Raw genomic sequence first — 13548 nt, 5'->3', positions numbered from 1 at the left:
CTCAACAAACACCCCCCCGTTTCCCCCGTGTTCTGCGGCGCCCCCCGGGGCCATTGTGTGTGGTGCGCCCGCGGCCTCCGGGCCCCGGCGGCCCCCCCCCCGGGGGCCCCCCGGGCGGGCCGCACGGCGATTTTCAGCCAAGGTTAGTGCAGCGCTCAACAGGAGGCCAGGACAGGCTGGTTGGGCCGCCACGTGATCAATAGCCTGGTGCGCACCCCCTGTCGCTGACCAAGGAGCTTCATGTCCACCGCGCAGCAGATCCCCGACATCCTCTCGCCGGAGTTCGCCGAGAACCCCTATCCGGCCTACCGGGCGATGCGGGAGAGCGCGCCGCTGCTGTGGCACGAGGCGACGCAGAGCTGGATCGTCTCGCGGTACGCGGATGTCGAGCGCGTGTTCAAGGACAAGACCTCGCAGTTCACCACCGACAACTACGACTGGCAGATCGAGCCGGTGCACGGCAAGACGATCCTCCAGCTCAGCGGCCGTGAGCACTCGGTGCGCCGGGCCCTGGTCGCACCCGCCTTCCGCGGCAGCGACCTCCAGGAGAAGTTCCTGCCCGTCATCGAGCGCAACTCCCGCGAACTCATCGACGCCTTCCGGTACACCGGCACGGTGGACCTGGTCGCGGACTACGCAACCCGCTTCCCCGTCAACGTGATCGCCGACATGCTCGGCCTGGACAAGGCCGACCACGCGCGCTTCCACGGCTGGTACACCACCGTCATCGCCTTCCTCGGCAACCTGGCGGGCGACCCGGACGTCGCGGCGGCCGGCGAACGGACCCGCGTCGAGTTCGCCGAGTACATGTTCCCGATCATCCGGGAGCGCCGCGACAACCTCGGCGACGACCTGCTGTCCACGCTGTGCGCCGCCGAGCTCGACGGCGTACGCATGAGTGACGAGGACATCAAGGCGTTCTGCAGCCTGCTGCTCGCCGCCGGCGGCGAGACCACCGACAAGGCGATCGCCAGCATCTTCGCCAACCTCCTGACGCACCCGGAGCAGTTGGCGGCCGTCCGCGAGGACCGCACACTGATCGCCCGCGCCTTCGCCGAGACGCTGCGCCACACCCCGCCCGTCCACATGATCATGCGCCAGTCGGCCACCGAGGTGGAGCTCACCGGCGGCACGATCCCCGCCGGGGCCACCGTCACCTGCCTGATCGGCTCGGCCAACCGCGACGAGCAGCGCTACGCGGAGCCGGACCGCTTCGACATCTTCCGCGACGACCTGACCACCACGACCGCGTTCTCCGCCGCCGCCGACCATCTCTCGTTCGCGCTCGGCCGGCACTTCTGCGTGGGCGCGCTGCTTGCCAAGGCCGAGGTGGAGACCGGCGTCGGCCAGCTCCTGGACGCGATGCCCGATGTGCGGCTCGCCGACGGCTTCGACCCGGTCGAGCAAGGGGTGTTCACCCGGGGGCCGCAGTCCCTGCCGGTGCGGTTCACCCCTGTCACCGCCTGACCCCACGGGGGCGCCGCCCACGCGGCGCCCCGCCACCTTTCAGTGCGCCACAGGCGTGAACTGCACCGGCAGCGATGTCAGACCCCGCATCCAGATGGACGGACGCCAGGTCAACTCCTGCGACTCCACCGCGAGTACGAGGTCGGGCAGCCGCTCCAGGAGCGTCTCGACCGCCGTACGGGCGATGACATCGGCGAGCAGTGGGGCGGGGTACGGGCAGCGGTGCTCGCCGTGACTGAACGACAGGTGCGCGGAGTTCTCCGGGCCCACATGCGACTCGGGCCAGATCTGCGGGTCGGTGTTGGCCGCGGCGAGGCCGAGCACCAGACAGTCGCCCGCCCGGATCTGCCGCCCGCCGAGCTGGGTGTCGCGCACCGCCCAGCGGCCGATGAAATTCTGCGTCGGGGTGTCGAGCCACAGCACCTCGTTGAGCGCCTCGCCCACGCTCAGCCGACCGCCGGACACGTTCAGCGCGAACCGCTCGTCGGTCAGCATCAGCCGCAGCGTGTTGCAGATCCAGTTGGCCGTCGGCTGCTGGGCCGCCGCGATGATCGAGATCAGGTCCTGGACGATCTCCTCGTCGGTCAGGCCCGCAGGGTGAAGCAGCATCCGCGATGTGACGTCCGCACCCGGCCTCTCCCGCTTCTCCTTGACCAGTTGCTGGATCCGCTCCCCGACGCGCAGGTACGCCGCCACCGGGTCGTCGCCCTCCGCCGCGTCCAGCGAGATCCGCAGATCGTCCACCAATTGCTGGGTGTCCGTGCCCGTGTGCGGCATGCCGCACATCTGCACCGCGGCCCGCATCGGCAGCGCGTGCGCGTACGCACTCATCAGCTCGGCCTGCCCGCTGCCGGCGAACTCACCGATCAGCCGGTCGGCGATCCGGCCGCTGTCCCGGGCGAGTTCGAACTGGTCGACCCCCTCCAGCGCCTCCGTGATCACCCCGGCCCGCCGCCGGTGCTCCTCGCCCTCGGTGAAAAGGACCGAAGGCTGATAGCCGACGAACGGAAGCAGCGGCCAGTCGGCGGGAATGTGCTCCCACTGGTTCCAGCGCCGCGAGTCACGGGCGAACAGCTCGTCGTGGCCGGTCACATAGCTGACCTCGGAGTAGCCGAGCACCAGCCACGCGGGCACGTCCCCGTCCAGGAGCACCGGCGCGACCGAGCCGTGCTCGCTGCGCAGGCTGCGGTAGAGCTGCGACGGCGTCTGCTGATACTCCAGACCGCCCAGGCGCACGGCGCCCGCATGGGCGGGGCAGCCGGGGGGCGGGCTCTGCTCGGCGGCGGGTCCGGTCGGCTCGGTCACGGTGTCATCTCCTGGGCCATGGCCAGTTCGTAGAGGTGGTCCACGAGGGTGATCAGTACGTCCTTGCCCGACGACCGCACCCGTGCGTCGCAGTCGATCAGCGGCACGTGGCCGGGCAGCGCAAGGGCCTGCCGGATCTCCGCGAGGGAATGCGCGGAGGTGTCGTCGTCGAACCGGTTCACGGCCACCACGAACGGCGTCTTGTGGTGTTCGAGCCGGTCGATCGCGTACCAGGACTCGTCCATGCGCCGCGTGTCGACCAGCACGACCGCACCGAGCGTGCCCGAGAAGAGCCGGTCCCAGAGGAACCAGAAGCGCTCCTGGCCGGGTGCTCCGAAGAGGTAAAGCACCACACGCTCGTTGAGGCTGATCCGCCCGAAGTCGAACGCCACCGTGGTCGTGGTCTTGGCGGCCACGTCGGCCGTCTCGTCGACACCGACACCGGCCTGCGTCATCACTTCTTCGGTGTTCAGCGGCCGGATCTCGCTGACCGACCGCACCAGCGTGGTCTTGCCGACACCGAATCCGCCCACCACGACGATCTTCAAGCCGGTCTCGGCAGTGTCGGACAGGGGCGTACGGGAGGGCAGCTCAGATGTTGCGGAGCCCATGGAGCACCTCCTTGAGAAGGGCGGAATCGGGGATGGCGGCCGCCGAGCCGGCCGCGCGGGGATGACGGGCGGTGATCCGGCCCGTGGCGAGCAGGTCACCCAGCAGGATCCGCACCACCGTGATCGGCAGCCTCAGCTCCGCCGCGATCTCCACCACGGCCGTCGGATGCCGGCACAGTTCGAGGATGCGTACGTGCTCCGACTGCATCCCCGCGGCCGGCTCGCACTCGCTCACCACCAGCGTGACCAGGTCGAACGAATCGTCGTCGGCGCGGCTGCGGCCACCGGTGACCGTGTAAAGGCGGTCCGGATCACCGATGTCCACGGGCCTGCGGGGCGTCACGAGGAGTCGCCGCCCTCGTCCTGGGCACGCGGCTCGGCGCGCAGATGCTCCCCGATCTGCTCGACGAGCTCGGTCATCTGATGGCCGACCACACCGGGGTCGGCGTTCTCGTCCGCCACGACCGCCAGGTGTGCTCCCTCGCCCGCCTCGACGATGAAGAGCAGCCCGCCGTGGAACTCGGTCATGGAGTGCCGGACGCCGCCGGTCCCGTCGCCGAACTCCACGGATGCGCCCTGCGCGAGCGCCTGGATGCCGGAGCAGATCGCCGCCAGCTGGTCGGCCTGGTCGAGCGTCAGGTGCTCGCTCCAGCACAGCTTCAGGCCGTCCCGGGAGAGCACCAGGGCGTGCCGCGTGCCAGGGGTGCGCTTCAGAAGGCTCTGCAGGAGCCAGGTCAGGCTGTTGTCAGTGGTCTGCATGGTGGGTGGGGCGAGATGCGCCGGGTAGGTCCGGTCACCGGCCCGTGCCTCCAATCTCACGATGTCGAGCGGGGGAAGGGGGCGCCAGAGCCCGGGCGCCGTACGGGAGGCTTCGGCTCTACGGGGCGGGCGGCGGCCCGGATCCGGCATCGGTGCCGGGCGCCTCGGCGGCTCCGGGCATGTCGCCCGAGGCGCGCCGAGCGCGGTGGAAGGCACCGAAACGCGAACCGGCGTCACGTGGCTGCGCCGTCTCGCCGGCGGGCACCGCGGTGGCGGCTGCGGCGGCATCGGACGCGGCCCTGCGCTGCTGCCGCTCACGGTCGGCCTCGGCCATGGTGCGGCCGGGAGCGCGCACGGGCAGGCCGTTCGGGGTGGCGTCGGCGGGACGGGGCCGCTGGGCCGGGATCTCGGCAGGAGCCGTGGGCGGCTCGGGCTGCTCAGGGGCGGCGGGGATCTCCGCGGCCACGGGTGCGGGCACCTGCGGGACCGCCGCGAGTGTTGGCTCGGCCGTCCGGCGCACCGGCGGCTGCGGCGCGGGATCGCGCTGCTGGGCAAGGAGTTGCGGAGGCAGCAGGACGACCACGCCCGTGCCGCCGCGCGACGACGGCCGGAAGTTGACGCTCATCGCGTACTTGGCGGCGAGCCGCCCGACCACGGCGAGACCGAGGCGGGTGCCCTGCAGCGACGCGAGGTCCGTGATCCGCCCCGAGACTGACTCCTCGGCCCGGCGCATCGCCGCGTCGGCCATCTTCAGACCGCTGTCCTCGATGGTCACGACGATCCCGGCGCTGCGCTCCTCGACGTAGACATGCACCTCGTCGATGGGCGGGGAGAAGTTCGCCGCGTTGTCCATGAGCTCGGCGAGCAGATGCATGACGCCCTCGGCGGCGAAACCGGCGATCGCCACGTTCGTCGAGCAGTGCAGCCGCACCCGCTGATACGCGGAGATCCGGCCGACCGCACCCCGCAGGATGCTCTCCATGACGATCGGCTTGTTCCATGCGCGACTGGAGCGGCCACCCATCAACAGGGCCAACCGGTCGGTCATCAGGCCGAGTTGGGACGTGCTGTGGTCGAGCCGCAGCAGATCGCCGAAGACCTCGACGCCGTGCCGCTCCTGCATGTCCCGCAGATCGGCGAGCATGCTCACGGACTTCGCCTGCACCCGGCTCAACGCCTTGGCGGACGCGGCCTGCGCGGCCGCGGCCCGCCGCTCGCTGTGGGCGAGTTCGCGTACTAGGGATTCGGCGGGCACCCGCAGCAAGGGGTTGCGCGGCCAGTCGAGACCGGCGAGCACGGTGTCGGCCGAGGCCCCTTCGCGCAGCTGCCCGATCGCGGCCGGCAGCGTCGCCCCCGTCAGCTGCTCCAACTCCTGGGCGGCCTGCGCCAGTTGTCCCTGCGCACTGTCGCGCTCCGACTCGGCGGTGGCGGCGTGCCGCACGGACTCCTCCACCACGGACGCGAACACCTGCATGACCTGGCGGAGTTGGGGATCCGACGGCGGCGCCGTCTGCGCCAGCGTCTCGCTCGCACCGGCCCCGTCACGCAGCCGCTTCACCACGGTCGGGAGCGTGACATTCACCAGATGCGCGGACTCGGCACCCTGCTGCGCCAACTGCGCCTTGAGGGAACCGGCGTCGGCGTGCTCCGCCGCGGCGGACCGGCGGACCCGCCGCACGCCCAGCGAGCCGACCACCACGACGACCGCGAGGCACAGCCACGCGACCACGACCGTGGCGACCGTCCAGCCACGGGCGCCGTCCGGTGCCGACAGACCCGCGACGGCACCGGCCGCACCGGCGGCAACCAGCACGGCCAGGGGAACGGCCGGCGCGGGGCGCGGCGCCTTCGCTATGTGGCGCGGGCGGGGAGGAGCAGGCACTGGCATTCAGCGGTCCCTCGGTCCATGAGTGCAGGATGACAACGAGCCGACCGCTACGGGTCCGGCAACGGGTCGGGAAGAGAACACCAAGAGGACGGCGATCTTCCGGACCCTGTTTCGCGCCATGCTAGTCACCCCGCGGAGCGCGAAGGCCGGACAACTGGAACAGTCCGCCCAGGAGCCGCCCGCGAGCGAAGTTCGTCGCGATCTCGACCCTCGAACATCATGTCGTGATAGAGGAGTTCGACCTCGATGTCGCCGCCGCCCCGGGCTCCGAAGCCGACATGGCCCCCAGCCCCACGAACCCGGTATCTTCCCCTCTCCGACCAGCCGTATTTCGAACGGCGGCCACCAACTCCCGGAGAGCGACCCCCTCATGACCAGCCGGCAAGCAACGACGACCCTGTGGCGCCCGACGGGCCCCAAGGAGCTGGACCTGGTCCGCGAGCTGAACTGGCGCGCCTGGCCGCCCCGCCTGCCCGAGCAGCCGATCTTCTACCCGGTGCTCAACGAGGACTACGCGATCAGCATCGCGCGGGACTGGAACGTGAAGCACGACGGAGCAGGCTTCGTCACCCGTTTCGAGGTCGACACGGGCTTCGTCAGCCGCTACCCCGTCCAGCAGGCCGGCGGCCGCACGATCCTCGAACTGTGGGTACCGGCCGAAGAGCTCGACGACTTCAATGCCCATATCGTCGGCGAGATCCAGCTGGTCCACGAGTTCCACTGAAGTCCGACTGATCGCGGCCCGGCCGCCGGAGAAATCGACGAGCCGTCGAGCGGCGGCCGCGGATATCTTCGGCGGCATGGTTGACGAAGCGTTCGGGAATCCGCGGTTCGCCGCGCTCTACGATCCGCTCGACCCCGACCGCGGCGATCTCGACGCCTACGTACGCATCGCGGGGGAGTTCGGTGCGCGTCGGGTGCTCGACATCGGCTGTGGGACAGGAGTGTTCGCGCTGCTGCTCGCCGATCGCGGGATCGAGGTCGTCGGCGTCGATCCCGCACGGGCGTCCCTCGATGTCGCCCGTGCCAAGCCGGGCAGCGAGCGGGTGCGGTGGATCTGCGGTGACGCGACGTCGCTCCCGCCGCTGCGGGTCGACCTGGCGACCATGACGGGGAACGTCGCCCAGGCCATCGACGACCCGGAGATGTGGCAACAGACCCTGCGCGGTGCCCATGAGGCCCTGCGGCCGGGCGGGCATCTGGTCCTCGAGACCCGGGATCCGGCCAGACGCGCCTGGGAGGAGTGGAACCGCGACGCTTCTTACGAGGTCATGGAGGTCCCGGGGGTCGGCGCGGTCGAGAAGTGGGTTCAGGTCATCGAGGTCAATGGCCCGCTGGTGACGTTCCGAGGGACCTGCGTGCTCGTCGCGGACGGGGAGGTGCTGACATCGCATTCGACCCTGCGGTTCCGCGAACGGGCGGAGGTCGAGGCGGACTTGACGGCGCACGGGTTCGTGGTGGAGGAGGTTCGTGACGCGCCCGATCGGCCGGGGCGCGAGCTCGTCTTCCTGGCGCGACGCCCGGAGGACGGTGCGAGCTGACCGCCGCGTGCCCGAACATCGCTACGGTGCAGGCGTGATCGGTTCCACGCTGCCCCTCCTCTTCCTCGACGTCGACGGCCCGCTCATTCCCTTCGGGGCGACCCGGCAACAGCTTCCCGACGGATATCCGACGTACGACAGCCCCTTCGCACCCGCGACGGCCGACGCGAACCCGCTGATCACCAGGATCGATCCGGCCCACGGCCGCCGCCTGCGGGCGCTGCCCTGCGAACTCGTGTGGGCCACGACATGGATGTCCGACGCGAACGACTGCATCGCGCCCTGGCTCGGCCTGCCGGAACTCCCCGTGGTGAGCTGGCCGGAGCCGTCCGGCGATGACGAGGCCGGTGGACTCCACGGGAAGACCCGCCCCCTGGTCGACCGGGCCGCGGGCCGCCCCTTCGCCTGGGTGGACGACGAGATCACGTACGCCGACCGCGCGTGGGTGGCGGCGCACCACCCGCAGCCGGCCCTGCTGCATCGCGTCGATGCCCGGCGCGGCCTCACCGACGAGGACTTCGCCACCCTCGACAAGTGGCTGCGCCTTCACGGGAGTTGAGGAATTCCCTCACAGCGGCAGCGGGCGTTCCTGCACCACGTGCTTCATCACGAGCGTGGAACTGAGCCGCATCACACCGGGGAGGGTGGCCAGCTTCTCGTCGTACAGCCGCTGGAAGGCGGGCAGGTCGGGGCTGACGATGCGCAGCAGGAAGTCGGGATCGCCGAAGAGGCGCTGGGCCTGCAGCACGTACGGGATGTCGGCGACGGCCGCCTCGAAGTCGGCGACGGTGTCCCGGTCCTCCTGGCGCATGGTGACGAAGACGAGCGCCTCGAACGTCAGACCCACCTGCTGAGTGTTGAGGATCGCGCGGTAGCCGCGGATGGCGCCGCTGCGCTCCAGTTCGCGCAGCCTGCGGTGGCAGGGCGAGAGGCTGAGCCGTACGCGGGCGGCGAGCTCGGTGACGGTCAGCCGGCCGTCGTCCTGGAGCTCGGCAAGAATCTTCCGGTCCACATCGTCCATGGGGGAGATTCTTCCACGACATACCGCTCTGGCGATCATACTTGGAAACATCTTTGGTCAAATCGGAACTAATCTTCTCTGTGCATCGCAGCATCGCATTCAAACGAGCTCACGAGCTCACGAGCTCACGAGCTCACGAGCTCACGAGCTCACGCGTTCATAGGAGAAGTGTTTCCGTGGCCATCAGCACCATCACCGCCTTCTGGGCGGTGTCCGTCCTCCTCATCCTGGTCCCGGGCGCGGACTGGGCGTACGCCATCACGGCCGGCCTGCGCGGAGGCTCGGTGGTGCCGGCCGTGAGTGGTCTGGTGCTCGGCTATGTGGCCCTGACCGCCGTGGTCGCGGGCGGTGTGGCGGCCGCGGTGGCGAGCAGCCCCGGCGTGCTCACGGCGCTGACGATGACGGGCGCCGCGTACCTGATCTGGCTGGGCGCATCGGCCCTGGCCCGGCCCGGAACACCCGGTGAGGCGACGGACACCTCGGGGGTCCCGCAGGGCGCCACCGGTGGCGCCTCCCGGGCTGCCGGGATCCTCAAGGGGGCGGGCATCAGCGGCCTGAATCCCAAGGCCCTGCTGCTCTTCCTCGCGATACTCCCGCAGTTCACCACCCCGACCGCCGACTGGCCGCTGGCCGCCCAGCTCGGCGCGCTCGGCATGGTGCACACGCTCAGCTGCGCGGTGGTCTACCTCGGTGTGGGCGTGCTGGCCCGCACCGTGCTGAGCACCCGCCCGGCCGCCGCCCGCGCCGTCACCCGCGCATCGGGCGCCGCCATGATCCTGATCGGCGCGTTCTTGATGGCCGAACGCCTGGCTGCGTAGCTCCTGGTGGGCGTGGCCGGAAGGCGTCCGCCCCCCGGCCGACGGGCCCCCGGCCGACGGGCCGCCCCGGCCCTCATCGCCGCCACAGCGAAGGGGCGTAACGTAATAAATGGGGCGCAAAGGTCATGCCGTTCTGAGGAGGGACCATGACACTGGACCCCGCGCGGCAGGAAGAATTCGCCGGCCTGATGGTCGACGTGCTCAACAAGGGGGTGCTCGCCCTCCTGGTCAGCACCGGCCACCAGGCCGGCCTCTTCGACACGATGAGTACGCTGCCGCCCTCCACCAGTGACGACATAGCCAAGGCGGCGCAGCTCGACGAACGTTACGTACGCGAGTGGCTCGGCGGCATGGTCCTCGGCGGTGTCGTCGAGTACGAGCCGGACGGCGCGACCTACCTGTTGCCGCCGGAGCACGCCGCGTCGCTCACCACGGCCGCGGGCCCCGACAACCTCGCCGGGATGACGCCCTACATCGGGCTGATGGGCGAGGTCGAACAGCAGGTCCTCAAGGCCTTCCGGGAGGGCGGCGGAGTCCCGTACTCGGCCTACCCCCGCTTCCAGGCACTCCAGGCACAGGAGACGGCCCGCGTGTACGACGCGGCCCTCGTCGACACGATCATCCCGCTCGTCCCCGGCCTCGCCGAGCAGCTGAGCAACGGCATCGACGCGCTGGACGTGGGCACCGGCCAGGGCCACGCCCCGCTCGTCCTGGCCAAGGCGTTCCCGCGCAGCCTCTTCCACGGCCTCGACCAGTCCGAGGAAGGCATCGCGGCCGCCCGCGATGAGGCCGAACGCCTCGCCCTGGACAACGTCCACTACACGGTCGGCGACGCGACACAGATCACGGGACGCTACGACCTGGTGACCGCCTTCGACGTCATCCACGACCTGGCCCGGCCACAGGAGACCCTGAACGCCGTCGCCGCCGCACTGCGCGACAGCGGCACGTTCCTGATGTGCGACATCGCCGCGTCCAGCAAGCTCGAGGAGAACCTCGACCACCCCTTCGGGCCCGCCCTCTTCGGCTTCTCGGTCTTCTACTGCATGACCACGTCGCTGAGCACGGGCGGCGCGGGACTCGGCACCATGTGGGGCGAGCAGACCGCACGCCGGATGCTCGCCGAGGCAGGCTTCACCGACGTACAGATCCGGTCGATCGAGGGCGACCCGCTGAACGCCTACTACGTGGCGCGGACCGTCGCCTGACTCCAGAACGCCCCTGTCCGACCCGAATCCTCGGGCTGACAGGGGCGGTCTGGCGGAGGGTCAGACGAACAGGACCGAACGGAGCTTGAGGCGCTCGCTCGCGCCGCCGGTGTAGGGGCGCAGCGTGAACTGGTCGCCCGTGCAGTCGGCGTTGGTGAAGACGATCGCGAAGCCGTCGGTGCGGTTCTTGGGCGAATGGGCGGGCGGCTGGGTGTACTCCACGGCTGCCTCGGGCAGCATGATGCACTCCCCGCTCGCGGGGTTGTGGAGGGTGGCCTGCCCCTCCTTGCCCGCGCTGTCGATGAACGTGTACCTGAAGTCGCCCTCGGCCGCGTGCGCGGCACCGGGGACGGTCAGAAGCAGCAGGGCGGCACCGGCCGCGGCGGCCAGTGTGTGACGCAGGCGCATCTAGGCATTCCTTTACCGGAAGAGCGATGGGACGCATCCCGCATTCCCGCACTGACCAGCGGTGATACCTGTGATTGCGGTGATCGGCGGAGAAAGCGGTTCGCTGTCACCCGATTGGCCCCTCGCTGTGATGCAATTCCTGGTGAGCGGAGTCCCGTTGGAGGGAACCCCGGTGAAGGAAGAAGGGACGGCAGGCATGCCGAACAGCGCTCTCCTGGTGATGGACATCCAACGGGACATCGTCGCCATCGCCGACGACGGCTCCGGATATCTGACCCGCCTGCGCCGGGCGATCGACGGTGCCCGCGCTGCGGACATACCCGTGATCTACGTGGTCATCGCGTTACGGCCGGGCAATCCCGACGTCAGCCCGCACAATCGCGCGGTCACCTCGGCCGTGCGGGCCGGTCTGTTCACCGAGGGCGACCACGGCACCGGGATCCACGACGACGTCGCGCCGCAACAGGGCGACATCGTGGTCACCAAACGGCGGGGCAGCGCGTTCTCGGGCAGCGACCTCGACCTGGTGCTCAGGACGCGCGGCATCGACAGCCTCGTCCTCACCGGCATCGCCACCAGCGCCGTGGTCCTGTACACCCTGTGCCAGGCCAACGACATGGACTTCGGCCTCACGGTCCTGCACGACGCCTGCCTCGACACCGACCCCGAGGCACACGATTTCCTCACCGAGAAACTGTTCCCGCTGTGGGCGGACGTCCGCACCGTGGACGACTGGGTGAAAGCCGTAGAGGCGCGTTAGCCGCGCACCAGGGCGAGTTGATGACGGGGCGGGGGATTCCGGCCGGGCTGCGACCCGCTCCGTTTCCCTGACAGGCATAGCCGTATGGGATTCTTCAGGCCACCGTCTTCCCGTTCTGGCGGCGCACCATCTCGCCGATCCAGGTGGGTGCGTACGGAGACGTGCAGCCCGGGGAAGTCGGATAGTCCTTGAGCACCTGCAGGCGCTCACCGATGTCGATGGCACGGGTGCGGTGCTCGGCGTGCTCGATCCCGATCTGGGCCAGGCAGTGGTTCATCGCCCACTGCAGGCGATCCGGGGCGTCCTTCATCTCCGCCTCGATGACGTCGAGCAGCCCGGCCAGGTCGAGGCCCTTGGGCTTCTTCGCCACGCGTTCGGTGGTCAGCGCCCAGCCGGCGCTCGCGACCACGGGATCCGGATCGGCGGACCAGGCCCGGCGCAGCTCTTCGGCGTGCGGGTTCTTCTTCACCACGTAGTTCACGAGCCAGTCGTGCACCTTGGGGGTGCGCGCCTCGCGCATCATGGCGTCCAGCGCGTCACCGTCGAACGCCTTCGGGCGGCAGATCAGCAGCGCGAGCAGCCGCGCCGCGGTGTCGTCCGTCTCCCAGAGCCGGCACGCGAGTTCCTGCTGCGTCTTCAGCCGCTTCGCGAGCGCGCGCAGCTTGCCGAGGTTCACACCGTGATCGTCACCGTGCTTCTCGTTCACCGCACGGGCCTTCGGGTCCTCGAGCCCGGCCAGCTCGGCCATCACCTCGGCCACCATCGCCTCGGACACCTCAGCCTCCTGTTTGGTGCGTCTGCTGCGTGCGCGTTGCGTGCGCGATGCAGCCTATGAGGGTCCTGTACGGATCAGGTCAGACCGCCGTGCGCTCCACGGGGATCCACAGCTCCGCGTCCGCCTGTGCCGCGTCCTGCGACAGGCGGGTCCGCAGGATCTCCGGGCCCGGCCTGCTCTCGTACGGGTTGGACGGGAACCACTGCGTGAACACGTCCCGCCACAGGTACTGGAGCGACTCCGGGAACGGGCCCGAGTTCTCGAAGACCGCCCAGGTACCCGCCGGGACGGCGAGCGCGTCCAGGTCCTCCGGCGCGGCGGTCGCGGTCACCACCGCGTGGTAGTAGTCGAGTTCGGTTCCCTCCGCACGGCTCAGGTCGAGGTTGTCACTGACCCCCACGATCCCCTCCGGCTGCTGGTCGGACAGCGCCCTGACGCGCTGCATCGTCTCCGCGTCGATGCCCCGGATGAAGTCGGCGATCGCCGGATTCATCCCCACGTGGACGAGAGGGACCCGGACCTTCTTGCCGACCACCTGGAACTCGTCCTTCTCCACGACCCGGTATCGCATGCTGCTACTGCCTTCGACAATGAGACGGAAGGACATCCGAGGGTGAGCGTGCAGAGCGGCACCGTCCCGCCGGGCCTCGCCCGGCCCCACACCGTGTACGGCGCGGAACGCACGCGCGAACGCTTCCCCCGAGCCGTAGCCGTAGCGCACCGCGATGTCCAGCAGCGTCCGCTCCCCGGCGAGCACCTCGGCGCCCGCGACGGTCAGCCGCCTGCGCCGGATGTACTCCGACAGCGAGATCCCCGCCAGCGCGGAGAACATCCGACGGAAGTGGTACTCCGACGTCATCGCGATCCGCGCCAGATCGGTCACCTCGATCCGCTGATCGAGATGCGACTCGATGTGATCCAGGGCCTCGTTCAGCCGCTCAAGCACTTCGGGCTTCCTTCCCTTTACGTCCTTCACATTAGGAAGGC

General features: G+C 70.0%; 16 protein-coding genes. 7 read left to right on the top strand and 9 right to left on the bottom strand.

Annotated features, from left to right (window positions below; genetic code table 11):
• The first annotated feature begins 240 nt into the window (after positions 1 to 240).
• A complete protein-coding gene (locus ACFWY6_RS04865; protein ID WP_384686413.1) occupies positions 241 to 1467 on the top strand; it encodes a cytochrome P450 in 1227 nt (408 codons plus the stop codon).
• Between the two features lie 39 nt (positions 1468 to 1506).
• Here ACFWY6_RS04865 and ACFWY6_RS04860 read toward each other — a convergent pair whose 3' ends face one another.
• The 5 genes from ACFWY6_RS04860 to ACFWY6_RS04840 form a co-directional block, all read right to left on the bottom strand.
• On the bottom strand, positions 1507 to 2772 hold the full coding sequence (locus ACFWY6_RS04860; protein ID WP_384686411.1) for a cytochrome P450: 1266 nt from the start codon (positions 2770 to 2772) through the stop codon (positions 1507 to 1509).
• Positions 2769 to 3383, bottom strand: a complete 615-nt coding sequence (locus tag ACFWY6_RS04855) for an ATP/GTP-binding protein (protein ID WP_361822319.1) — start codon at positions 3381 to 3383, stop codon at positions 2769 to 2771. The genes ACFWY6_RS04860 and ACFWY6_RS04855 overlap by 4 nt, the downstream gene beginning before the upstream one ends.
• Entirely contained in the window at positions 3364 to 3726 is a 363-nt protein-coding gene (locus ACFWY6_RS04850) for a DUF742 domain-containing protein (protein ID WP_266874241.1), read from the bottom strand. Before ACFWY6_RS04850 ends, ACFWY6_RS04855 begins: the two co-directional genes overlap by 20 nt.
• A complete protein-coding gene (locus ACFWY6_RS04845; protein WP_361822547.1) occupies positions 3723 to 4142 on the bottom strand; it encodes a roadblock/LC7 domain-containing protein in 420 nt (139 codons plus the stop codon). The genes ACFWY6_RS04850 and ACFWY6_RS04845 overlap by 4 nt, the downstream gene beginning before the upstream one ends.
• Before the next feature lie 118 nt (positions 4143 to 4260).
• A complete protein-coding gene (locus tag ACFWY6_RS04840; protein ID WP_384686408.1) occupies positions 4261 to 6030 on the bottom strand; it encodes a sensor histidine kinase in 1770 nt (589 codons plus the stop codon).
• A gap of 370 nt (positions 6031 to 6400) precedes the next feature.
• Here ACFWY6_RS04840 and ACFWY6_RS04835 point away from each other — a divergent pair, with 370 nt between their 5' ends.
• The 3 genes from ACFWY6_RS04835 (at position 6401) to ACFWY6_RS04825 (ending at position 8130) form a co-directional block, all read left to right on the top strand.
• The gene (locus ACFWY6_RS04835; protein WP_384686406.1) at positions 6401 to 6754 is read left to right on the top strand and encodes a hypothetical protein; all 354 of its coding nucleotides are present in this window, start codon (positions 6401 to 6403) and stop codon (positions 6752 to 6754) included.
• A 76-nt stretch (positions 6755 to 6830) separates the two neighbouring features.
• Complete coding sequence (locus ACFWY6_RS04830; RefSeq protein ID WP_384686404.1) at positions 6831 to 7571, top strand: class I SAM-dependent methyltransferase; 741 nt, start codon at positions 6831 to 6833, stop codon at positions 7569 to 7571.
• Positions 7572 to 7605: 34 nt separating this feature from the next.
• Positions 7606 to 8130 (top strand): HAD domain-containing protein, encoded by a 525-nt coding sequence (locus tag ACFWY6_RS04825; RefSeq protein ID WP_384686402.1) that lies wholly within the window; start codon positions 7606 to 7608, stop codon positions 8128 to 8130.
• 9 nt (positions 8131 to 8139) lie between these two features.
• Here the strand turns inward: ACFWY6_RS04825 and ACFWY6_RS04820 are convergent, their stop codons facing one another.
• Positions 8140 to 8592 (bottom strand): Lrp/AsnC family transcriptional regulator, encoded by a 453-nt coding sequence (locus ACFWY6_RS04820; protein ID WP_266874251.1) that lies wholly within the window; start codon positions 8590 to 8592, stop codon positions 8140 to 8142.
• A 176-nt stretch (positions 8593 to 8768) separates the two neighbouring features.
• On the opposite strand from ACFWY6_RS04820, the gene ACFWY6_RS04815 reads away from it, so the two are divergent.
• A complete protein-coding gene (locus ACFWY6_RS04815) occupies positions 8769 to 9410 on the top strand; it encodes a LysE family translocator (RefSeq protein ID WP_384686400.1) in 642 nt (213 codons plus the stop codon).
• Positions 9411 to 9556: 146 nt separating this feature from the next.
• On the top strand, positions 9557 to 10618 hold the full coding sequence (locus ACFWY6_RS04810; RefSeq protein ID WP_384686398.1) for a class I SAM-dependent methyltransferase: 1062 nt from the start codon (positions 9557 to 9559) through the stop codon (positions 10616 to 10618).
• 60 nt (positions 10619 to 10678) lie between these two features.
• Here the strand turns inward: ACFWY6_RS04810 and ACFWY6_RS04805 are convergent, their stop codons facing one another.
• Entirely contained in the window at positions 10679 to 11026 is a 348-nt protein-coding gene (locus tag ACFWY6_RS04805; protein WP_384686396.1) for a hypothetical protein, read from the bottom strand.
• Positions 11027 to 11222: 196 nt separating this feature from the next.
• Between ACFWY6_RS04805 and ACFWY6_RS04800 the strand changes: the two genes are divergently transcribed.
• Positions 11223 to 11786, top strand: a complete 564-nt coding sequence (locus tag ACFWY6_RS04800; protein WP_384686394.1) for a cysteine hydrolase family protein — start codon at positions 11223 to 11225, stop codon at positions 11784 to 11786.
• A gap of 94 nt (positions 11787 to 11880) precedes the next feature.
• Here the strand turns inward: ACFWY6_RS04800 and ACFWY6_RS04795 are convergent, their stop codons facing one another.
• Positions 11881 to 12549, bottom strand: coding sequence for a DNA alkylation repair protein (locus tag ACFWY6_RS04795; protein ID WP_384686431.1), 669 nt, complete (start codon positions 12547 to 12549; stop codon positions 11881 to 11883).
• 91 nt (positions 12550 to 12640) lie between these two features.
• Complete coding sequence (locus ACFWY6_RS04790; protein WP_384686392.1) at positions 12641 to 13507, bottom strand: GyrI-like domain-containing protein; 867 nt, start codon at positions 13505 to 13507, stop codon at positions 12641 to 12643.
• Positions 13508 to 13548 lie beyond the last annotated feature (41 nt).

This window comes from Streptomyces sp. NPDC059037 (genome assembly GCF_042740015.1).
Classification (GTDB): Bacteria; Actinomycetota; Actinomycetes; order Streptomycetales; family Streptomycetaceae; genus Streptomyces.
This window is presented reverse-complemented; position numbering and strand designations above follow the sequence as displayed.

What these genes read in the sequence shown, in the direction of transcription:
- ACFWY6_RS04865 (WP_384686413.1), top strand. Translation starts at nt 241, where the DNA reads ATGTCCACCGCGCAGCAGATCCCCGACATCCTCTCGCCGGAGTTCGCC.
- ACFWY6_RS04855 (WP_361822319.1), bottom strand. Translation starts at nt 3,383, where the DNA reads ATGGGCTCCGCAACATCTGAGCTGCCCTCCCGTACGCCCCTGTCCGAC.
- ACFWY6_RS04845 (WP_361822547.1), bottom strand. Translation starts at nt 4,142, where the DNA reads ATGCAGACCACTGACAACAGCCTGACCTGGCTCCTGCAGAGCCTTCTG.
- ACFWY6_RS04840 (WP_384686408.1), bottom strand. Translation starts at nt 6,030, where the DNA reads ATGCCAGTGCCTGCTCCTCCCCGCCCGCGCCACATAGCGAAGGCGCCG.
- ACFWY6_RS04835 (WP_384686406.1), top strand. Translation starts at nt 6,401, where the DNA reads ATGACCAGCCGGCAAGCAACGACGACCCTGTGGCGCCCGACGGGCCCC.
- ACFWY6_RS04830 (WP_384686404.1), top strand. Translation starts at nt 6,831, where the DNA reads ATGGTTGACGAAGCGTTCGGGAATCCGCGGTTCGCCGCGCTCTACGAT.
- ACFWY6_RS04820 (WP_266874251.1), bottom strand. Translation starts at nt 8,592, where the DNA reads ATGGACGATGTGGACCGGAAGATTCTTGCCGAGCTCCAGGACGACGGC.
- ACFWY6_RS04810 (WP_384686398.1), top strand. Translation starts at nt 9,557, where the DNA reads ATGACACTGGACCCCGCGCGGCAGGAAGAATTCGCCGGCCTGATGGTC.
- ACFWY6_RS04805 (WP_384686396.1), bottom strand. Translation starts at nt 11,026, where the DNA reads ATGCGCCTGCGTCACACACTGGCCGCCGCGGCCGGTGCCGCCCTGCTG.
- ACFWY6_RS04800 (WP_384686394.1), top strand. Translation starts at nt 11,223, where the DNA reads ATGCCGAACAGCGCTCTCCTGGTGATGGACATCCAACGGGACATCGTC.
- ACFWY6_RS04795 (WP_384686431.1), bottom strand. Translation starts at nt 12,549, where the DNA reads ATGGTGGCCGAGGTGATGGCCGAGCTGGCCGGGCTCGAGGACCCGAAG.